The 17,346-nt window shown below is 62.0% G+C and carries 13 protein-coding genes; 6 read left to right on the plus strand and 7 right to left on the minus strand.

Going from position 1 to position 17,346, the window contains the following annotated elements; all coding sequences use genetic code 11:
• Positions 1-19 precede the first annotated feature (19 nt).
• The 4 genes from J2X56_RS23895 to J2X56_RS23910 form a co-directional block, all read right to left on the minus strand.
• Positions 20-787, minus strand: a complete 768-nt coding sequence (locus J2X56_RS23895) for a hypothetical protein (RefSeq protein WP_209569277.1) — start codon at positions 785-787, stop codon at positions 20-22.
• Positions 784-1,734 (minus strand): DUF4123 domain-containing protein, encoded by a 951-nt coding sequence (locus J2X56_RS23900; RefSeq protein ID WP_121045741.1) that lies wholly within the window; start codon positions 1,732-1,734, stop codon positions 784-786. Before J2X56_RS23900 ends, J2X56_RS23895 begins: the two co-directional genes overlap by 4 nt.
• On the minus strand, positions 1,731-4,676 hold the full coding sequence (locus J2X56_RS23905; RefSeq protein ID WP_121045740.1) for a type VI secretion system Vgr family protein: 2,946 nt from the start codon (positions 4,674-4,676) through the stop codon (positions 1,731-1,733). Before J2X56_RS23905 ends, J2X56_RS23900 begins: the two co-directional genes overlap by 4 nt.
• A gap of 78 nt (positions 4,677-4,754) precedes the next feature.
• Entirely contained in the window at positions 4,755-5,669 is a 915-nt protein-coding gene (locus tag J2X56_RS23910; protein ID WP_310163288.1) for a hypothetical protein, read from the minus strand.
• Positions 5,670-5,889: 220 nt separating this feature from the next.
• Here J2X56_RS23910 and J2X56_RS23915 point away from each other — a divergent pair, with 220 nt between their 5' ends.
• The 6 genes from J2X56_RS23915 (at position 5,890) to J2X56_RS23940 (ending at position 14,356) form a co-directional block, all read left to right on the plus strand.
• Positions 5,890-6,729, plus strand: coding sequence for a M15 family metallopeptidase (locus tag J2X56_RS23915; RefSeq protein ID WP_134223440.1), 840 nt, complete (start codon positions 5,890-5,892; stop codon positions 6,727-6,729).
• Positions 6,730-6,797: 68 nt separating this feature from the next.
• Positions 6,798-7,055 (plus strand): PAAR domain-containing protein, encoded by a 258-nt coding sequence (locus tag J2X56_RS23920; RefSeq protein WP_034334647.1) that lies wholly within the window; start codon positions 6,798-6,800, stop codon positions 7,053-7,055.
• A gap of 67 nt (positions 7,056-7,122) precedes the next feature.
• Positions 7,123-8,670: a hypothetical protein gene (locus tag J2X56_RS23925; RefSeq protein WP_134134472.1), complete on the plus strand. Its 1,548-nt coding sequence runs from the start codon at positions 7,123-7,125 to the stop codon at positions 8,668-8,670.
• A gap of 29 nt (positions 8,671-8,699) precedes the next feature.
• Entirely contained in the window at positions 8,700-12,563 is a 3,864-nt protein-coding gene (gene tssM, locus J2X56_RS23930) for a type VI secretion system membrane subunit TssM (protein ID WP_310163295.1), read from the plus strand.
• Complete coding sequence (tagF, locus tag J2X56_RS23935) at positions 12,560-13,546, plus strand: type VI secretion system-associated protein TagF (RefSeq protein ID WP_121045735.1); 987 nt, start codon at positions 12,560-12,562, stop codon at positions 13,544-13,546. Before tssM ends, tagF begins: the two co-directional genes overlap by 4 nt.
• Before the next feature lie 3 nt (positions 13,547-13,549).
• Complete coding sequence (locus tag J2X56_RS23940) at positions 13,550-14,356, plus strand: OmpA family protein (protein WP_121045734.1); 807 nt, start codon at positions 13,550-13,552, stop codon at positions 14,354-14,356.
• 92 nt (positions 14,357-14,448) lie between these two features.
• Here J2X56_RS23940 and tssA read toward each other — a convergent pair whose 3' ends face one another.
• The 3 genes from tssA to J2X56_RS23955 all read right to left on the minus strand — a co-directional run bounded on the left by tssA (position 14,449) and on the right by J2X56_RS23955 (position 17,286).
• Positions 14,449-15,576 carry a type VI secretion system protein TssA gene (tssA, locus tag J2X56_RS23945; protein ID WP_121045733.1) on the minus strand — a complete coding sequence of 376 codons (1,128 nt, stop codon included), beginning with the start codon at positions 15,574-15,576 and terminating at the stop codon, positions 14,449-14,451.
• Positions 15,577-15,794: 218 nt separating this feature from the next.
• Positions 15,795-16,811, minus strand: a complete 1,017-nt coding sequence (locus tag J2X56_RS23950) for an SUMF1/EgtB/PvdO family nonheme iron enzyme (protein ID WP_204727133.1) — start codon at positions 16,809-16,811, stop codon at positions 15,795-15,797.
• Positions 16,789-17,286: a DUF6708 domain-containing protein gene (locus J2X56_RS23955; RefSeq protein ID WP_409025227.1), complete on the minus strand. Its 498-nt coding sequence runs from the start codon at positions 17,284-17,286 to the stop codon at positions 16,789-16,791. The genes J2X56_RS23950 and J2X56_RS23955 overlap by 23 nt, the downstream gene beginning before the upstream one ends.
• Between the last annotated feature and the right edge of the window lie 60 nt (positions 17,287-17,346).

The raw sequence follows: 17,346 nt of genomic DNA on the forward strand, positions 1-17,346 counted from the left end.
ATCCGGCCTGCAATTTCCGCTAGGGGATCTGGCGTATCTCGGCAATAGCCGAGGCAGGCAATTGTTTCATCTCCGTCGCAAAAGCGCCTGGCTTTCCCTGTGTTTCTTGCAAGATCTTCTTCACCTGCGGATGTTCATCAAAGTTCTTGTTTACCAGCAGAGTGAAATACACATACTGCTCCAGGTCTGCGTCATCTATCAGGCGATACTTGATCCAGCCCTGTCCTGCGATACGGGCCGTGCGCCTGAAAACTTCAAAGAGGTTCATCTGACCATCGGGATTCATCTGATCGCCGTATTTCGTCACCAAGCGTTGGTCAATTGCGCCAAAGTTGAATCGAGATCCGCCGAGGTCATTCCTGAATTCAGGCTCGATATGACCGTCCGGATAGAAATGTAAACCCAGAATCCTGGCACCTGATCCTCCTCTGATATTGGTCGGAGAAATATGTACCTTTGCAGTCGACTTGATCATCTTGATCGGCGCATAAATATCACGTGAAGCGATATCAGCGTCATACGCATCCCATTCCACTTCGAACTCCGTCCCCTTTAATTCATGGCAGCAGGACAAGCTCCCTTCTCCCGAACCAGGTGGCAAATCTCCACCACCTGAACCTTTGTTTCCATATTTATCCTTGATCACAAAGCGGTCCAGGTTATAGGGCGTGTAATTGAACGCCTCAAGACTCAAGCCACTATAGGTCGGTTCGGAAGAGAGTCGATCACATCCCGCCAGCACTACCAGCAGCGCACCAACAGCAATTTTGATTACCACTACGTTCATGCAGCCGCATCCTGTCCGCCAACAAGCTCTTCCTTCTCCCACAGGGGAAGATCACCCGCATAGATCTCATCGGGAAGCGCCTGAATCGTCGCAGCGAAGGCCTTGAACCCGGCAGGCGGAGCTTGCAGCAAGGAGGCGAAGGCAGGGTGCAGCCAGGCAGCACCCGAGGTGTACAAGGCTGGCAAGAGACATTGAAGCTGACACTCGGTATCGTCTATCCCCGCAGCACAGAGCTGGTCGACATGGGCCTGCAAGAACGCAGCCAATCGTCCGCGCGCCACACGCGCGAGCTCCGGGGCAATCAGCAACTGCAGACGATTGATCAGGATATCGACCTGGGAGGCATGCATCAGCTGCAAAAATTGCCGGTCATCGAGTTGCACCAATGATCTGCCCAATGGAGGTTCGGACAGGGGCGCAATACGCTCTGCCTGGCGGCCCTGGAAAAATGTCTGCACACGCGCCGTTCGGTCCAGGCAAGACAGGCTGAGCAGCGGTGCGCAGAACTGCGCATGTTGCTGCGGCGTCAGGCAGCCCAGCCATTGCGGAAGAATGCGGGTATCGTACCAACGCAACAGCATGGTTTGTCCCTCACTCAGATCCACCGTATGGAACAGCCGCAGATGGGCTGCCAGCGCATCAAGCGGCAAGGGTGATGCCATCCAGGACAGGCAAGGATGCTCAAGCCCCATCGACCAGAGCCATTCACACAGAGGCTGCAAGCTGCCGCCCTGGGCACTCTCCAGATCGATCAGCAAGGGGGCGATCTCGGGAAGGACGGCTTCCTGTCGTCCTTCGAACAATGAGGCAAAACGCTGGCCCTGCAAGGGCCGCTGTCGGAACGCGCCTTCCACCGGTGCGCTGTCGAGCAGAGCAAAGCGATGAAGCCGAGCCTGCGCAGGCGCTCTGCACCAGTCCAGCAGAGGCTGACCAGGGTTATCGGTCATACCAGTATTCCCGGCGCACCCTGCTTCATCGCGGCCAGAATGCAGTCCTTGCAAACGCTATTGGGCATGGCCGGCATCGGTACCTCCTGCCGCACCGGCCCCTGGAACAGCTTCTGCGCAGCATGAATGGTGAGCTTGCCCGGACACTGCACGGTAATATTGCCGCCCTCGATAGTAATGTTGGCGCCACCCGCCGTAGACAGGGTAATCTTCTTCGCCGCCGCCCAATCCACGCTGGCATTGGCACTCACCACGCTCACCTGATCACGCGCCTGTAGCGCCAGCGTATCGGCTTGCGCTTGTACATCGATATTCTGTTGCGCGGCGATCATCTGCAAACCCGTTCCACCCTCGCCCGCTGCAACGGCCCCGGCCAGTACACCCAAGGCCTGTCCGCTGCGCAGGCGCAACTGGTTGCCGCTCACGTGCTGGCTATCGTGGCCGGACATCAGGCTCACCGTCTCGCCATTGGCCAGTTGCAGATGCTGGCCCGCGACCACGCCCAGGCCTTCCTTGGCGGCGATGCCGATCAGGGCCGAGGTGCTCTGCGGGACCTTCCCGTCACCCGTCTGCGTGTTGGCGGCCGCCACGTCCTCGCCGCTCTTCTCGGCTGCGCCATCGACCATGCCGGATGCTGCCGTGCGCATGGCGTCAAGGGGGGCGGCACTGTCGTTGATTAGGCTGGCATTGGCCTGCGCCGGGCCGACATGGCTGGCCATGGCGACGGTCTTGTGGGTCACCGCCGCCTGGTTGAAGGTCTTGCCCAACAGCGTGGCCTGCTTCAGCAGGGCCATGCCGCCGGTATTGTCGCCCGCCGGATCGCGGCTGGCCGCAGCATGTTCGATCCGGTAGCTGGAAAACAGGATGCCGCTGCCCGCACGTAGTGCGCCATACGCATCGGTGCGCAGTTCGGCCCCCGTACCACGGAAGCTGCCGCGATAATTGTCCGCCGCATGGATCAGGTGACCGAGATTGAGTTCGGAGGCCGCCTGCGAGGTCTTGAGCTGGATGCGGCCCTGGGCATCGGTATCGTCGAACAGCAACTGGTTGTAGCCGGCCCCGCCAAATTCCTTGGAACGGATGCCCCATTGCGCAGCGGCATTGCGATGGCCTTCGCCATCCTGACTGCCGCCGTGCCAGGTCGGCGCATTGCCGCCGGCCAGATTGCCCTGGCCACTGGGAGAAAGATCACTGGCACTGGTGAAGACCTTGTTGCGCTCCTGCTCGCCACCCTGCGCGGCTTCGCCTGCGGGCGTGGGTGCGGCAGAACCTTCACCCTGGCCGTTGTAGAGCGCGCCCAGAATGACCGGCCGATCGATGTCGTCTTCCAGAAACTGCACCAGTACCTCCTGTCCGATACGCGGCAGGAACTGCATGCCATTGCCGCCACCGGCCGAGCGCTGCGCCACGCGCACCCAGCAGGTCGCGGCGGCATCGTTGTTGCGGCCCTGCCAGTGGAAACGGATGCGGACCCGGCCCAGGCGGTCGCAATGGATTTCATCGGCACCGTTGGCGGTGCTCTCGCCGTTGGGTCCGACCACGATGGCACTCTGGCTGCCTCGCGCGGTGGCACCCGCGTGACGATACAGGCCGGTGCCATCCGCCAGCACCGGACGCCACACCACATCGGCACGGATCGCCTCGAAGGCATTGGCATAGCCGAGCTTGCGGGCCTGTGCGATCACGGCATCGAGATCGGCACGCTCACTCACGGCCACTGAATCAGGCTGGAAACTGCCCTGGACGGTTTGTTGCAGGGACTGGCATGCCGCCAGGCATTCTTCCAGCAGCGGCGGCAGCGGGCCGAACAATTCGGCCAGCCCTTCCTGTGCATCCTTGGGTAAATTATTTACGCCTGCACTCACCACCGACAATACGGCGTATTCAGGCGCTTTGCCGGCCGCTGCAGACAAGCCCAGCGGCCCCTGCGTCAGCGTGAAGCGGGTGCCGGGACGCAGCGTGCGCACCGTGCTGCGGGCCTGCCACAATTTGTTGCGGGCCTCGCTGGCTTCCAGGTGCAACTGGGCGTAGCGATCCGCTTCTGCGGCATTGCGATAGGCATACAGACCAGGGCTGTCATAGCTCTCCAGGCGCGGCGCATCCTGGTGGCCGAACGCCTGGCGGGTCGGCATGCTGGTGGCGACCGCCTGCTTGCTCTTGTCATCGTAGGAGAGCAAGGTGAAGGACGCCGGGTGCAAGGCGCGGCGCGCGGCCAGTGCCTGGATGCTGTCCTGCTCCTCGCGTGCGCCGCCGGCGTGGAAACGGATACCCTGCCCGCCAAGGCCGGCGGCACTGCTGGCGTCTTCAGGGAAAGCGGTATTGCGGGACGAATCCGCAAACAGCACCAGACGATGGCCGGCGCTGGCCTCGCCGGATTCCTCGACACGCCACGACAAACCCTCGGCCGCCAGCACGCGGCTCACGAAGTCGAGATCGCTCTCACGGTACTGCACCGTGTAGCTGCGCGGCGGCAGGTCCTGCAGGAAGGGCATCACGTCGTCCGACCAATGCCAGTCGGCATGCGGGGTATAAGCAGCGAAGACATCCTCGATGATCTCGACAACACTCTTGTCCTGCCACACGCGGCTGTTGCGTGATTGGCTGAGAAGCCAGATCCACGGCACCAGCCGCAGCCGGTAACGGGCAAACCCGCCCTCACTGCCGAGCTTGGCGGCTTCGTTCACCAACCCCGAGAAACTGGCGCTGGAGCCATCCGAGAGGCTCACCTGCAAGCTGGCGCGCTGACCGATCAGGGTGTTGAGCGACAGTCCGGCATTCAGGCTCAGGACGATCACCTCGCGTACCCCGACGGCGTGCAAGCCTTCCGAGGCGGCGAAGGCCTCCACCAGCAGGTCGCCGGCAGCGACGCCCTCTCCCAGGGAGAGGCGGTAGAGACGGGTCGCGCTGGTGAATTGCACCAGCTGGTTCAGCAGCTCAGACATCGGTCACCGGTTGGTCAGAATAAGGAACACGTTTCAGATCAGGAGGGGCCACACTGCGCAACGCAAGCCGAGCCCGGTTCAGTTATCGGCCTGCGGCACCTTGCAAGCGGGATCGCTATCCCAACGCCCCGAACAGATGCGCCAGCGGCAGAATTCACCTTCCACGAAGCCCAGTGCATGGCAGCGCTGCAGCAGCGAGGCGGTGCTTTCGCCATTTTTGCGCTCCACCACGTCGACGTTGCGGGCTTCCTTGGACTTGGTGTTGTTGGCGTGCGCCTGGGCGGACTTCTGCGGACTGCCATCTGCACTGGTGCCATTGCCAGCGTTGGCGGCAGTGCCGCCATTGTTGCTGCCATTGGCGTTGCGCTTCTTCTCGACCTCGCCGGAGCGGGCGACCAGCGCCTTGATCAGATCGACATCACTGTCGTTGCGGTTCTCTGCCTTGGCCGGCTTCTTCTTTTTGTCCTCGTGCTGGGCGGCCGGCTTGGCGGGCTTGTCGGATTTCTCGGGCTTGGCTTCCAGCGCGTTCTTCAGCGTCGCCGGCGGTGGCTTGACGCCATCCTCCAGGGCCGAAGTCAACTGGTCCGGTCCACGCGCTGCGGTTGCGGGAGATGACGCCGCATCGGGCGCGGGGGCGTTGGTGTCATTGATGACCGCGGTATCGGCAGGTGCCGCGGCCGGTGCGGCGGCGGCACCGGTGGCGGGCTCCGCAACGGCACCCGGTGCCGGGGTGGTGGTCGGCGCGGCAGAAGCCAGAGGTGGCACCGGCGGTGCCGCCGCAGCCTGCACGGGGGTGCTCGCGGCGTCATGGCTGTTCATGCGCAGGGCCGCCAGTGTGACGCCACCTGCCAGCAGCAACAGCAGCAGCACGATCAACAGCACACGGCGCGGCTTGCGCGCTTCCCCGCTGCTGCTGCGGGCTTTGGTCTTTCCATCCGAAATCGAATTGAGGATGCGAACTTCATCCGCAGACGAAGTGTCGGATGCAGGCATCAAGCTCGGTCTTCTGGATGCAGGTTTCTCTTGGTTCGGAGGCTGCAAGGCCGTACTCCTGTGTTGTGCAACTTGAAACAAGTTGTTTGATTTTTATTAATTTTCCGTTTCCTGCCAGTCGCTCTCGGTCTCGCTGACGCGCCGGCTCAATTCCAGAAACGTGTCGGCGTCCGCACCGCAGTGCCACCCAGCGCCGGCCAGAATAAAAAGGGGATTCGTCGTGCTGTTCCTTCTCATCGCCGCCTATCTGCTGGTCACCGGCTTCGCCATGTGGCTGCTGCTGTTTCCATCCGGCAGAGTGCTGACATTACGCTTCCTGCACGCCCGGCTTGCCGGCCTGCGATCCCGCTGGGAACGCTGGAACAGAAGAGGCGATGAGGTGATTGCAGGGACCACATCCAGCGTCCGGAGTTCCCTGACAGCGAGTGTCGACTACGTGCGCAATAATTACGTAATTGTGTCAACGATTGCTGTCTTGCTGATTGGTCCAGCCATCGTTGCATTTCTATTAAGCGGCAAATCGATGCTGCAGGGTTTTGACGACACCCAGCGCGTAACCAATTCTCAAATCGCGGAACTTTTAAAAGGTGAGCAACTCGTACCACCGCCGCCCTTGCCGCCGGACATGTTTACCACTGCTGAGGTGATCCAGGTCCGTCCGATGCTGGTCAACGCCAGCCGCAACTGGCAACTGCTCAATCCTGAATACGCCCAACGCCTGCTCCTGGTCTTCAAGATCATGAAGGAAAAGCATGGTTACGAGATGGCGCTCATCGAGGGTTATCGCAGTCCGGAGCGCCAGACCATGCTGGCGGGGATGGGCAGCAACGTCACCAATGCAGCCGCGTTCCAGAGTTATCACCAGTACGGCCTGGCCGGCGACTGCGCCTTTGTGCGCAATGGCAAGCTGGTGATCAGCGAAAAGGATCCATGGGCCATGGAAGGCTATCGCCTCTATGGCGAGGTCGCCGAGTCGGTGGGTCTGACCTGGGGCGGCCGCTGGAAGCTGATGGATTTCGGCCACACCGAATACCGCATGCCGGGCGTGATGAAGAAATAGAGCTGGACGCGGCCCTGTACGTCGCCGTCCGACGAAAGACAGATCGTAGAAATACAAGGGGATACACCATGAGCAAGCCGATCATCGTCCTTGGAGACAAGACCTCGCACGGTGGCAGCGTCATCGAAGGTTCCGGCCAGACCCTGGTCGGCAACAAGCTGGTGGCGCGCATCGGCGACAAGGTCAGTTGTCCCCGCCATGGCACCACCACCATCGTCAGCGGCGATCCCACCATGGTGGTGGACGGCGCACCGGTGGCGCGCGACGGCGACAAGACCGCGTGCGGCGCAGTGCTCATTGCCGGCCAGGCCACCACGACACTCTGAGCGACACCACCCATCACGACAGGGACAGGGCTTACTACAACAAAAAGAATCCGGAAAGCGAACGCTGATGAGCACATGGATAAAGCGGGGTCTGTTGACCGTCGCAGTCTTCTTGGTCACCTGGGTGATGTTCATCACCTATTGGTCCGGTGCCAACCACATGCCGGATGGCGGTGACGTCATTCTCTATCTGCTGGTGCTGCCGGCCGTCTTCCTGTTGCTGGTATGGGGCATCGCCAAGGGCAGAAGCGCCATGGCCGCAGCCGCTGCTGCCAAGGCCGCCGCTGCAGCCGCCGCACCGCCCCCGGCAGCAGCAGTGACCGAACCCGGCCATTCCCCCGAACGCAAATGGACCCTGGCCATCGTGGCCACCGCCCTGCGCTCGCCCTTCGGCGCCGATGCCGCCGACCTGCTCGAACAGATCAAGTCGCAATCGCTGCGCCTGCCCCTGGATGGCGAATTGGTGAACGATCAGGGCATGCCCATACTCGCCGGGCGCATTTCCGATGTTCAAGGTGAAGAAACACGCGAAATCTACCAGGCCTGGCAGCAGCAGCATTTCCCCGAGCAGGCGCTGACACCACAGGACAATGCACACTGGCGCAGCCTGGCGCTGGCCGCAGACATCGCCCGGGAGCTGGGCGATCGGCTGCAGTGGCATCCCCTGCTGGAAGAATATCAAGACGCGCCGCGCCATCGCCAGGAGGAAGTCGGCTTGCCGCATCTGCATCTGCTGGTGCTGCTGCCCCCCACCTGGAGCGGCGAGCAGCGCATGCAGGCCGCCCGCTGGCTGGGTGAACAAGTTTGCCAGCAAGGCTGGCCACCGGAAAAGCTCAACGTCCTCCCGGCCGCCGCCGGCGAAAATGCGCATCCCCTGCTGCACCTGGACCGGCTGGTGGCGACCAGCCGCGATCCGCGTACGCAACAGCCCTCCCCTTACCTCGCCTCGTCCTACCTCGCCATGGTCATTGCGGCCCAGTCCAATCTGGATCCGGAGATCGTGCAAGCGTGGCAGCAGGACAAGCAATTGCTGCAAGGCGCACAGAGCATCGGCAAATCCCCGGCAGAAGCTGCAACCGGACTGATCCTGGCCGATACCACCCAGGCACTGGCCATGGGTACTGCCGATCCGGTGCTGCTGCACCGGGCCAGCCTGGGCCGTCACGAACAGTCCGTCGACCAGGCACGCCGCGTACCGGGCGATCTGCTGATCCAGCTGGCGCAGGGCGCGCTGCGCGATGCGGCGATCGTGCCCGATCAACTCGCGCTGCTGGTCAGCGATGGCGATTACCGAGCCAGCCGCACCGATGAAATCATGAAGCTGGGTTACGCCGTGCTGCCCGAACTCGACCTCGGCAGCCAGTGCGTGAAGCTGGGTGCCAGCTGCGGTTCGGCCGGCCTGGCCACGGCGCTGTCGGCACTGGTGCTGGCGCACGCCGCCACCGACGACAGCGATCAGCCCAGCCTGTGCGTCTGCAACGAGGATGCCCATCAGCGCGCCGTAGTCGCCCTCAGCCGCGCACCCGCGATTGCGGCGGCGCCGGCCCCCGTTTCCGATTCAGCTGCATCCACCGCAACCCCGGCATCCCCCGTCACTGCTTCAGCGACCGTATAACAAGAACTCCACACCAAAGCGCTCACATCATGCAACGACTCTGGCACATCCTCAGCGACACGCGCGTCCTCATCCTCCTCGGCTTCGCCGCCCTGGCGGCCTTCCTCTTCATCGGTGCCGACCAGCTCGAAGTGGCCCTGATCTGGGCGGCAGCCCTGCTCGGCCTGCTGTTGCTGGTCTGGCTGGGTTTCTGGCTCTACAAGCGCTGGAAAGTCCGGCGCGCCGCCGGCAAGCTGGAAAACGTGCTGGAACAGCAAGCCTCGCAAGCCGCCCCCGCCAGCAGCGACGGTGCGCGGCGTGACGACGTGAATGCACTGCGCCAGCGCATGCTGGACGCGATCAACACCATCAAGACGTCCAAGCTGGGACAGAAATCCGGTGCGGCCGCACTGTATGAATTGCCCTGGTACATGGTCATCGGCAACCCGGCGGCCGGCAAGAGTACCGCCATCGCCAACTCCGGCCTGCAGTTCCCCTTTGCGGACAAGGGCGGCAAGATCGTCCATGGGGTGGGGGGTACACGCAATTGTGACTGGTTCTTCACCACCGACGGCATCCTGCTCGATACTGCCGGGCGATACTCGGTGTACGAAGAAGACCGAAATGAATGGTTCAGCTTCCTCGGCCTGCTCAAGCGCTATCGCAAGCAGGCACCGATCAACGGCATCATCATTGCGGTGAGCATCGCCGAGCTGACCGGCAACCGTCCGGAATTCGCCATCAACCTGGCCAAGAACCTGCGCCAGCGCGTGCAGGAGCTGACCGAGAAGCTGGAAGTGTTTGCGCCGGTCTATGTGGTCTTCACCAAGGCCGACCTGATCACCGGCTTCAACGAATTCTTCCTCGACACCGAACGCGGCGAACGCGATCGCGTCTGGGGCGCGACGCTCGCCTATGACCGCAAGCGCAGCGGACAGGAGGTCAGCAGCTTCTTTGACGAGCGCTTCGACGAGCTCTACGCCGGCCTCAAGGAAATGAGCCTGGCCAACATGTCCGTCAAGCGCGGCGAAAACCTGGCACCGGGCGTACTGACCTTCCCGCTGGAGTTCTCGTCCATCAAGGGTGTGCTGCGTTCCTTCGTGACCACGCTGTTCGAGGAGAATCCCTTCCAGTTCAAGCCGGTCTTCCGCGGCTTTTACTTCACCAGCGCGCTGCAGGAAGGCGCGACCGTCAGCGCCTCTTCGCAGCGCATCGCCGATCGCTTCGGCCTGACCCTCGAACACAAGCCGCAGCGCGAGATCTTCTCCCAGCACGGTTTCTTCCTGCACAACCTGTTCAAGCAGGTGATCTTCGCGGACAAGCAGCTGGTGGCGCAGTACACCAGCCGCAACAAGATCCGCATGCGCTACATCACCTTCTTCGCGGCGGTGACCGTATTGGGGGCATTGCTGGGCGGCTGGAGCTGGTCCTACATGGGCAATCGCCAGCTGGTGGCCAATGTGCAGGCCGACATGGACAAGGCCGTCAAGCTGCAGGAAAAGCGCCTGGACCTGCAATCGCGCTTCGAAGCGCTGGAGATCCTGCAGGATCGCATCGAGCAGCTGGATCGCTATCGTTCCAGCCGCCCGATCTCGGTGGGCCTGGGGCTGTACCAGGGCGATCTGCTGGAGCGCAAGCTGCGTGAGGAATACTTTGCCGGCATCAAGGAAATCATGTTGAAGCCGGTGTCCTCCAACATCGAAACCTACCTGATGGAAGTCAACGCCAATTCCGGCAAGCTGGAACCGATGGCCAAGCCGCAACAAGCCGGAGGCGTGACGACGGTGGCCGACAATGCGGCCCAGGCGGCCAACGCCCTGCGCACCTACAAGGACAGCTCGGCCACCAGTGTGGAAGATGCCTACAACGCGCTCAAGACCTACCTGATGCTGTCTGACAAGTCGCGTGCCGAATCCAGCCATCTGAGCGACCAGATCACCCGCTTCTGGCGCGGCTGGCTGGAGACCAACCGCGGCACCATGCCGCGCGAGCAGATGATCCGCAGCGCCGAGCGCCTGATCAGCTTCTCGCTGGAGCAGATCAATGATCCGTCCTGGCCGACCGTGGAAAGCAAGCTGACCCTGGTCGACCAGACCCGAGAGAACCTGCGCCGCGTGGTGCGTGGCATGCCGGCGCGTGAACGCGTGTATGCCGATGTGAAGGCACGCGCCGCCACCCGCTTCGCTTCCATGACCGTGGCCCGCATCGTCGGCGACAAGGACAAGGAACTGGTCATGGGAAGCTACGCCATCCCCGGCACCTTCACCCGCGATGCATGGGAGAAGTTCGTGCAGGATGCCTTCAAGGAAGCGGCCAACAAGGAACTGCAGAGCGCCGACTGGGTGCTCAAGACCTCCACCAAGGATGACCTGACGCTGGAAGGCAGTCCCGAGCAGATCCAGAAGGCACTGGTGTCGCAGTACAAGACCGAATATGCACGCGAGTGGCAGAAATTCCTGCAGGGCGTGAGCATCGTCGAACTGCGCAACCTGGACGACGCCACCAATGCCATGAACCGTCTGGGCGACCCGCTGACTTCGCCGCTCAACAAGGTGATCAACACCGTCTACGACGAAACCTCGTGGGACAACCCGTCCCTGGTCGATGCCGGTCTGGCCAACGCCAGCAAGGGCTTCATGGGCTGGTTCAAGGAAACCATCCTGCGCCGCTCGCCGGCCCCGGTACCGACCCAGCTCAATACCGACGGCAGCACCGCCATCCCGATGGGACCGGTGGGGCGCGAATTCGCCGGCGTGGCACGCCTGGTGGTGAGCAAGGACAAGGGCAATTCGCTCATGCGCGGCTACATGGAGAATCTCTCCAAGCTGCGTACCCGCCTGAACACCATCAAGAACCAGGGCGACACCGGCCCCGGTGCCAAGCAGCTGATGCAGCAGACGCTGGAGGGCAACGGCTCGGAACTGTCGGATTCGCTCAAGTTCGTCGATGAAGAAATGCTGCCCGGCCTGAACGACCAGCAGAAGACCACGCTGCGCCCGTTGCTGGTCCGTCCGCTGGTGCAGGGCTTCAATGCACTGGTGCGTCCGACCGAAGGCGAAGTCAACAAGATCTGGCGTGCTCAGGTGTACGAACCGTTCCAGAACAACCTGGCCGCCAAGTATCCGTTCTCGCCCAATTCCAAGATCGAAGCCAACAGCGGCGAGATCGGAACGGTGTTTGGCGAGAACGGTGCGATCTCCAAGTTCGTGACCACGGCCATGGGTCCGCTGGTGGTGCGCCGGGGCGACACGCTGTCGCCGCGCAAGTGGGCCGACATGGGCATCACCCTGTCGCCGGCCATCACCACCAGCTTCGCCGACTGGATCAGCGCCCCGGGCGGTTCTGGTGCGGGTGGCGGCGCTGCGGAGGCGCAGACGGTGTTCCAGATCCAGCCCCAACCGGCACCGGGCGCTCTGGAATACACCATCGAGATCGATGGCCAGCAACTGCGCTACCGCAACACCCAGGCGCAGTGGACCAACTTCGTGTGGCCCAATCCGCAAGGCGCTCCGGGTGCCAAGGTGACGGCCGTGACCTATGACGGCCGCACGGTGGAAGTGGCCAACCAGCCCGGACGCTTCGGCCTGGAACGCCTGATCAACACGGCCCAGCGCAAGCGCAAGGACAACGGTGCCTTCGAACTGTCGTGGACCAATGACGGCGTGACGGTGGTGGTGAATCTCAAGATCATCAGCAGCGCCGAAGTCTCCGGCAACAGCAACGGTGCCGCCCGCGGCACGGCCGCTCTGCGTGGCCTGAAACTGCCGGAAACCATCGCTGGCGGCGCACCGGAAGCGCCGACGCCTGCCCCGGCGCAGGTCCCGACGCCAGCGCCGGCCACTGCGCCCGCTGGCGCTCCGGCAGCGCAAGTGCAATCGCAAACTCAATCCATGACTACAGGGGCTAAGCAATGAGTGCAACCGGCACCCCCATCAAGATCGGCTATTTCGGCAAGATTCCGGCGCGCGGGGATTTCATCAAGGCCACTGACAACGCCGCTCTGATCACGCTGCTGGACAACTGGCTGGCGCAGACCATGGAGCTGCTGTCGCGCGATGCGCGCTGGAAGATCATCTACGACGGCGTCAAGCCCCTGCACTTCGTGGTCATGGGACCGCGCAGCCGGCGTGCCGTGGCGGGCCACCTGCGTGCCAGCGGCGACCAGTCGCAGCGCCGCTTCCCGTTCATTTCGATGAGCGCCTTCGATATCGAGGATCCGGTCGCTTTCGTCAGCAACAGTCCTCTGATCCTCTCGCGTCTCTGGTCGCGGCTGGAATCGCTCACGCAAAGCGTACTGACGGCACCCGATCCGGCCCAGCCGCTGCAAACCCTGGCGTCGACCACGCTGGAACTGGACATCAACAGCGCCGGCTACACAGCGGCCTTTGCCGACTTCCTGGATCTGCAGACCACGGGCTCGCTGCAACAGATGCTGGCCGAGGCCGGCTTCACCGGCAATCTGCGCCAGTTGTTGCTGGCGCTGGGGCTGCTGCTGCAGCCGGTCATGGCCAGCACCTCCAGCCGCCTGGACAAGAACCTGATCCTGCCGCTGCCGCGCGACCCGATGTATCGCAGCCTGGTGGCCAGTTTCTGGATGCACCTGATCACGCCCTTCCTCACCCGGGCCGATTTCGAGCTGGCGCTGTTCCTGACGCGGCTGGATGATCAGCCGGCCATGTTCCTCGGCTTCTCCGGCGCTTCGCCGCGCACCTTGCATTCGGTGATGGACATCCAGGCCGGTGCCGAGCACAACATCCCCTTCGACGATGCCGACTGGGTGGAAGAACATGTGGGCAGCGACTACGGCATCCAGAAACTGTCCAGCTACCTGGCCCATCCCGACCTCTCGCTGACCTCGGCCCTGGCCTCATTCCGCGAAGCTTTCATCGGAGCCTGAATCTTGAAGACGAACATTCTTTCCCAAACCCGCCGGCTGGCACTGTTGAGCGCGGCCTGGCTCGCCTGCTCAGTCGTTCATGCACAGAACGTTGCGCCGCCGGTCGCCACGCCCGCACCGGGCCAGGTACTGGTGACCGGCACCGTCCCCGATGAAGCCAGCAAGGCGGCCGCGCTGGCGCGCCTGCGCGAGGTCTATGGCGCTGACCGCGTGGTGGATCAGATTGCGGTCGGCCAGGTGGTGCTGCCGGCCAACTGGAACAATCACGTGCAGAAGCTGATTTCGCCCAACCTCAAGGCAGTCAGCCGTGGACAGTTGAAGATCGATGGCACCAGCGTCAGCATTTCGGGCGAAGTGTCCAATGAGGCGCAGCGTCAGCAGATCGCCAGCGACATGGCCAGCAGCCTCAATTCTTCCTATACCGTGAACAATGGCTTGCGGGTCTCCACTTCGGAACAGGGTCTGCTGGACAACGCCCTGGCCAACCGGGTGGTGGCCTTCGAAAGCGGACAGGCCACCCTGACGCCCGAAGGCAAACGCATCCTCGATGAGATCGCTGCGACCATGCTCAAGCTCAAGGGCCGGCACGTGGAAATCATCGGCAACACCGACAATGAAGGCCTGCGCGCCAGCAACATCTCGCTGTCGCTGGCACGGGCTGATGCGGTCAAGGCCTACCTGAGTGCCAAGGGGGTCGATGAAAGTCTGCTGACGACCTCGGGCCAGGGTCCGGATCGTCCGGTCGCTTCCAACAATACGGCTGAAGGGCGTGCCAAGAATCGACGGATCGAATTCCGTATTGCCAAGTAAGACAAGACGCGGGCGAATCTCGCCCGGCATGAAAAAAAGGAACCGCTTGTTTTGCGGTTCCTTTTTTCTTTGGGCGCGTCGCCAGGCGATGTTCAGTCCTGTGGCGGCGGTTGCAATCCCAGCAGTTCTTCGACGTGGGACAGTGCGGCGTTGTCCTTGATGACGGTTTTGAGCCAAGCGTGCAAGGGCATCTCACCCCATTGTGCGGCCTTGTCGGCCAGGTGCGCGACCGGGCTGTGGGGCTCGGTGCGGCGGAAGAACTCTGCCACGGCGCGCAGTTGGGCAATGGCTTCGGCACGCGTGCGGATCGGTCCCTGATGCTGGACCGGCGCTGCAACAGGGCTGCCCTGCTCACTCAATTGCGCGGCCACGGCCGCCGTATTTTCATCGGCCACGGCGATCTCTGCAGGAGCTACCGAACGCAGGCCGGTATCTGCTGCGAAGCGGGCGATGGTGTCGTGAACCAGGGTGATCGCCTCGCGGGCGGATGAGAAGCCGGGACCATCGACACCGAGGCGCTGATCCACGGATTTTTCCAGTTGTTCCAGGCATTGCAGGCAGTACTGGGTATCGGCCAGCATGGCTTCATAGAAGGCATGTGAGCTGCGCTTGCGGGCCGATTCCATGACGGCCAGCTTGATGCCCTCTTCCGGCTGGCCGCCTTCGTTGGCGATCCGTTCAGCATTGGCCGCGCGGGTGCGGGCGGCGTCGAAGTCGAGCAGGGAGAAGGCGCTGCCACGGCCTTCGGTCAGAGGGATTTCGCGCGACATCTGCACCGAACGCGACAGCAGCCAGGTCAGGTTGCCGACACGGCGGTCGTGGTCGCCGTCTTCCGACAGCGGATAGAGATGATCCCAGAACTGGTCGAACAGCCCGGCCACCAGCAGGAACCCATCCCCCAGACCGCGCAGGCCGCGCGTCTTGCAGGCGGCTTCGCTGTACCAGACGGCCAGCCGCAGGTCCTTGCTGCGGGTTTCGATGAGCTGGGCGCAGCGCTGCTCGACGAAGATCCAGTCGGCTTCCTTGATGTCGGTGACCCATTCGCCCTGGTCCAGGGTCGGATCATCGAAGCGGCGTGCCTCGGCAATGGCGTCCAGGTCGGCGGTGAAGGAGAGGTCTTCGCCGCCGGGATGGTTGTCATTGATGGGCTTGAGCAGCGGGTCGACGGCAGAGGTGGGTGGCTTGACGCCGAGCAAGGATTTCAGGGTGGGCAGTTTCATGGTCGATACGATCCTGATCAGTTATTTTCTTGTCATGATGATCCCCGTTGTTTCAGCATGCGCGTGCTGGAAGTGACGGGCCTTGGAGGGGGTTGGACAAGGGTTGGGGGCGGGTGTTCGCGACTGCAGAAGAATAAGGGTGAATAAATGCAGTTCAACTTCTTGCGACCATTACTGGCTGGACTCACTGGAAAGGATTTTCCGGGAATCTTGGATAGTCACTGCTGCGTAACGCAGCGGAAAGTGGCACCGAACCGAATTGGCTTGAATCCCTGCTCCTGGAATAACTTGTCAACTTTCTCATCGACGCCATCGGGACGTCTTCCCGTGCGCGCCATTGTCATTGCTGGCACTGAGCTGCTGGCTTGAGCGCCACGCACGACTTTGAGATCACCAGCAGCGGGTCCTGCAGGGTCGAGCTTTGAGGAGTGTGCATAGTAATTATCGTCATACCAATCTCGCACCCACTCCAATCCACTCTTGGCGAAATCACCCAGCCCCGACGAATTCGCGGGTGCGCTTCCTACGGGCACAGGGAAAAATGGATCCTGACTGATCGCCTCTGCCTGTTCATGAGAAATTACATTCACCCCGTTTCGGAAGCTGCCATCATTTGTGGCGAAGATATAGAACTTGCCACCATCCCGAGCGGCATATTCCCACTGAGCTTCCGTCGGCAAGTTCATCTTTTGTCCCAGTTTCTCTCCCAGCCACGCACAGTAATCTTGCGCTTCCTTCCAGAGGACCATGGCCGGAAAGCGTCCGCTATCCGGAAGACGAGCGTTTCTCTCCGAAGTGGCATCGCCCTCGCGGTCATTTACCTTGTGCCGGTTGTTCTGGCTTGCAAACACGTTGTACTCATCATTGCTGACCTTCCATTTGAGCATGGAGAAATCTGAGAGCCGTACCTCATGCAAGGGCTGCGCATTGGGTTCTCCTGTGTATGGGAGCCTCTCGGATGAGTGCCGCTCACCGAAATCCCCCATCAGGAAATCGCCGCCTTTCACTGGCAGCAGATTGTTGCGTGTAGCTTCGACGAGCCGCGCCACGGCGTCATCCTTTGCAGTGGCGTCATCGCCGTGGCAGCCTGCGATACCCAGTGAGCTGATGCAAGTCAGCATCAATATGCGCATAGAAATCATCACCACACGACCTTCTGTCTTTCCTTCATACATTTCATTAACCATCTTGTTGGAGACTACTGGGAGAGCTCTATAGGGAGCGGCTTTCGGCATCGATGTCCGGAGGCCACTTGGGTAACGGAGCGAATCGCATGGCAACGTAGTGAGACAGGCCCAACGGCAGCCAGATCCAGAAAAACCAGATCGTCAGGAAGATGATCGGATAGTCCAGCCACCGCATCTTGCTGCGGAAGCGCCGGCCCTCCTCGGTTGGGGAAAGGTAAGGCATGAAATGAAACAGGCTCTTGACGAAGCCGACACTCTGCTCCCGTGTCATCAGCACTGGAATACGGGACGGGCCGTAGGCCATGAACCGGCGGACATAGGACCACAATTGATACAGGGTCTCGGCACCAACGTCATTACCCTTGAGTGAAATACGTTCAATGACCTCGTTGGTTGCTGGTTTACAGATCACCAGCACCAACTCATGCCGAACGGAGTAAGTCTTCCCGGTAAATACTGAAGACGTGGCAATCTCCGCCTCGATCTGATGACCTGCGTCGATAATTTGTAGCCAGTCAGGCAGTGAGTCGGTTGTCGATCATATTCGATTCCAGCCAGGCTCGACGGACCGTAGCTGGAGGTT

The organism is Herbaspirillum sp. 1173, from assembly GCF_031455335.1.
GTDB lineage: Bacteria > Pseudomonadota > Gammaproteobacteria > Burkholderiales > Burkholderiaceae_D > Herbaspirillum > Herbaspirillum huttiense.

Bases quoted from the DNA above. Each gene is read 5' to 3' on its own strand.
- J2X56_RS23895 (WP_209569277.1), bottom strand. From the start codon at position 787: ATGAACGTAGTGGTAATCAAAATTGCTGTTGGTGCGCTGCTGGTAGTG.
- J2X56_RS23900 (WP_121045741.1), bottom strand. From the start codon at position 1,734: ATGACCGATAACCCTGGTCAGCCTCTGCTGGACTGGTGCAGAGCGCCT.
- J2X56_RS23905 (WP_121045740.1), bottom strand. From the start codon at position 4,676: ATGTCTGAGCTGCTGAACCAGCTGGTGCAATTCACCAGCGCGACCCGT.
- J2X56_RS23910 (WP_310163288.1), bottom strand. From the start codon at position 5,669: ATGCCTGCATCCGACACTTCGTCTGCGGATGAAGTTCGCATCCTCAAT.
- J2X56_RS23920 (WP_034334647.1), top strand. From the start codon at position 6,798: ATGAGCAAGCCGATCATCGTCCTTGGAGACAAGACCTCGCACGGTGGC.
- J2X56_RS23925 (WP_134134472.1), top strand. From the start codon at position 7,123: ATGAGCACATGGATAAAGCGGGGTCTGTTGACCGTCGCAGTCTTCTTG.
- tssM (WP_310163295.1), top strand. From the start codon at position 8,700: ATGCAACGACTCTGGCACATCCTCAGCGACACGCGCGTCCTCATCCTC.
- tagF (WP_121045735.1), top strand. From the start codon at position 12,560: ATGAGTGCAACCGGCACCCCCATCAAGATCGGCTATTTCGGCAAGATT.
- tssA (WP_121045733.1), bottom strand. From the start codon at position 15,576: ATGAAACTGCCCACCCTGAAATCCTTGCTCGGCGTCAAGCCACCCACC.
- J2X56_RS23950 (WP_204727133.1), bottom strand. From the start codon at position 16,811: ATGCCGAAAGCCGCTCCCTATAGAGCTCTCCCAGTAGTCTCCAACAAG.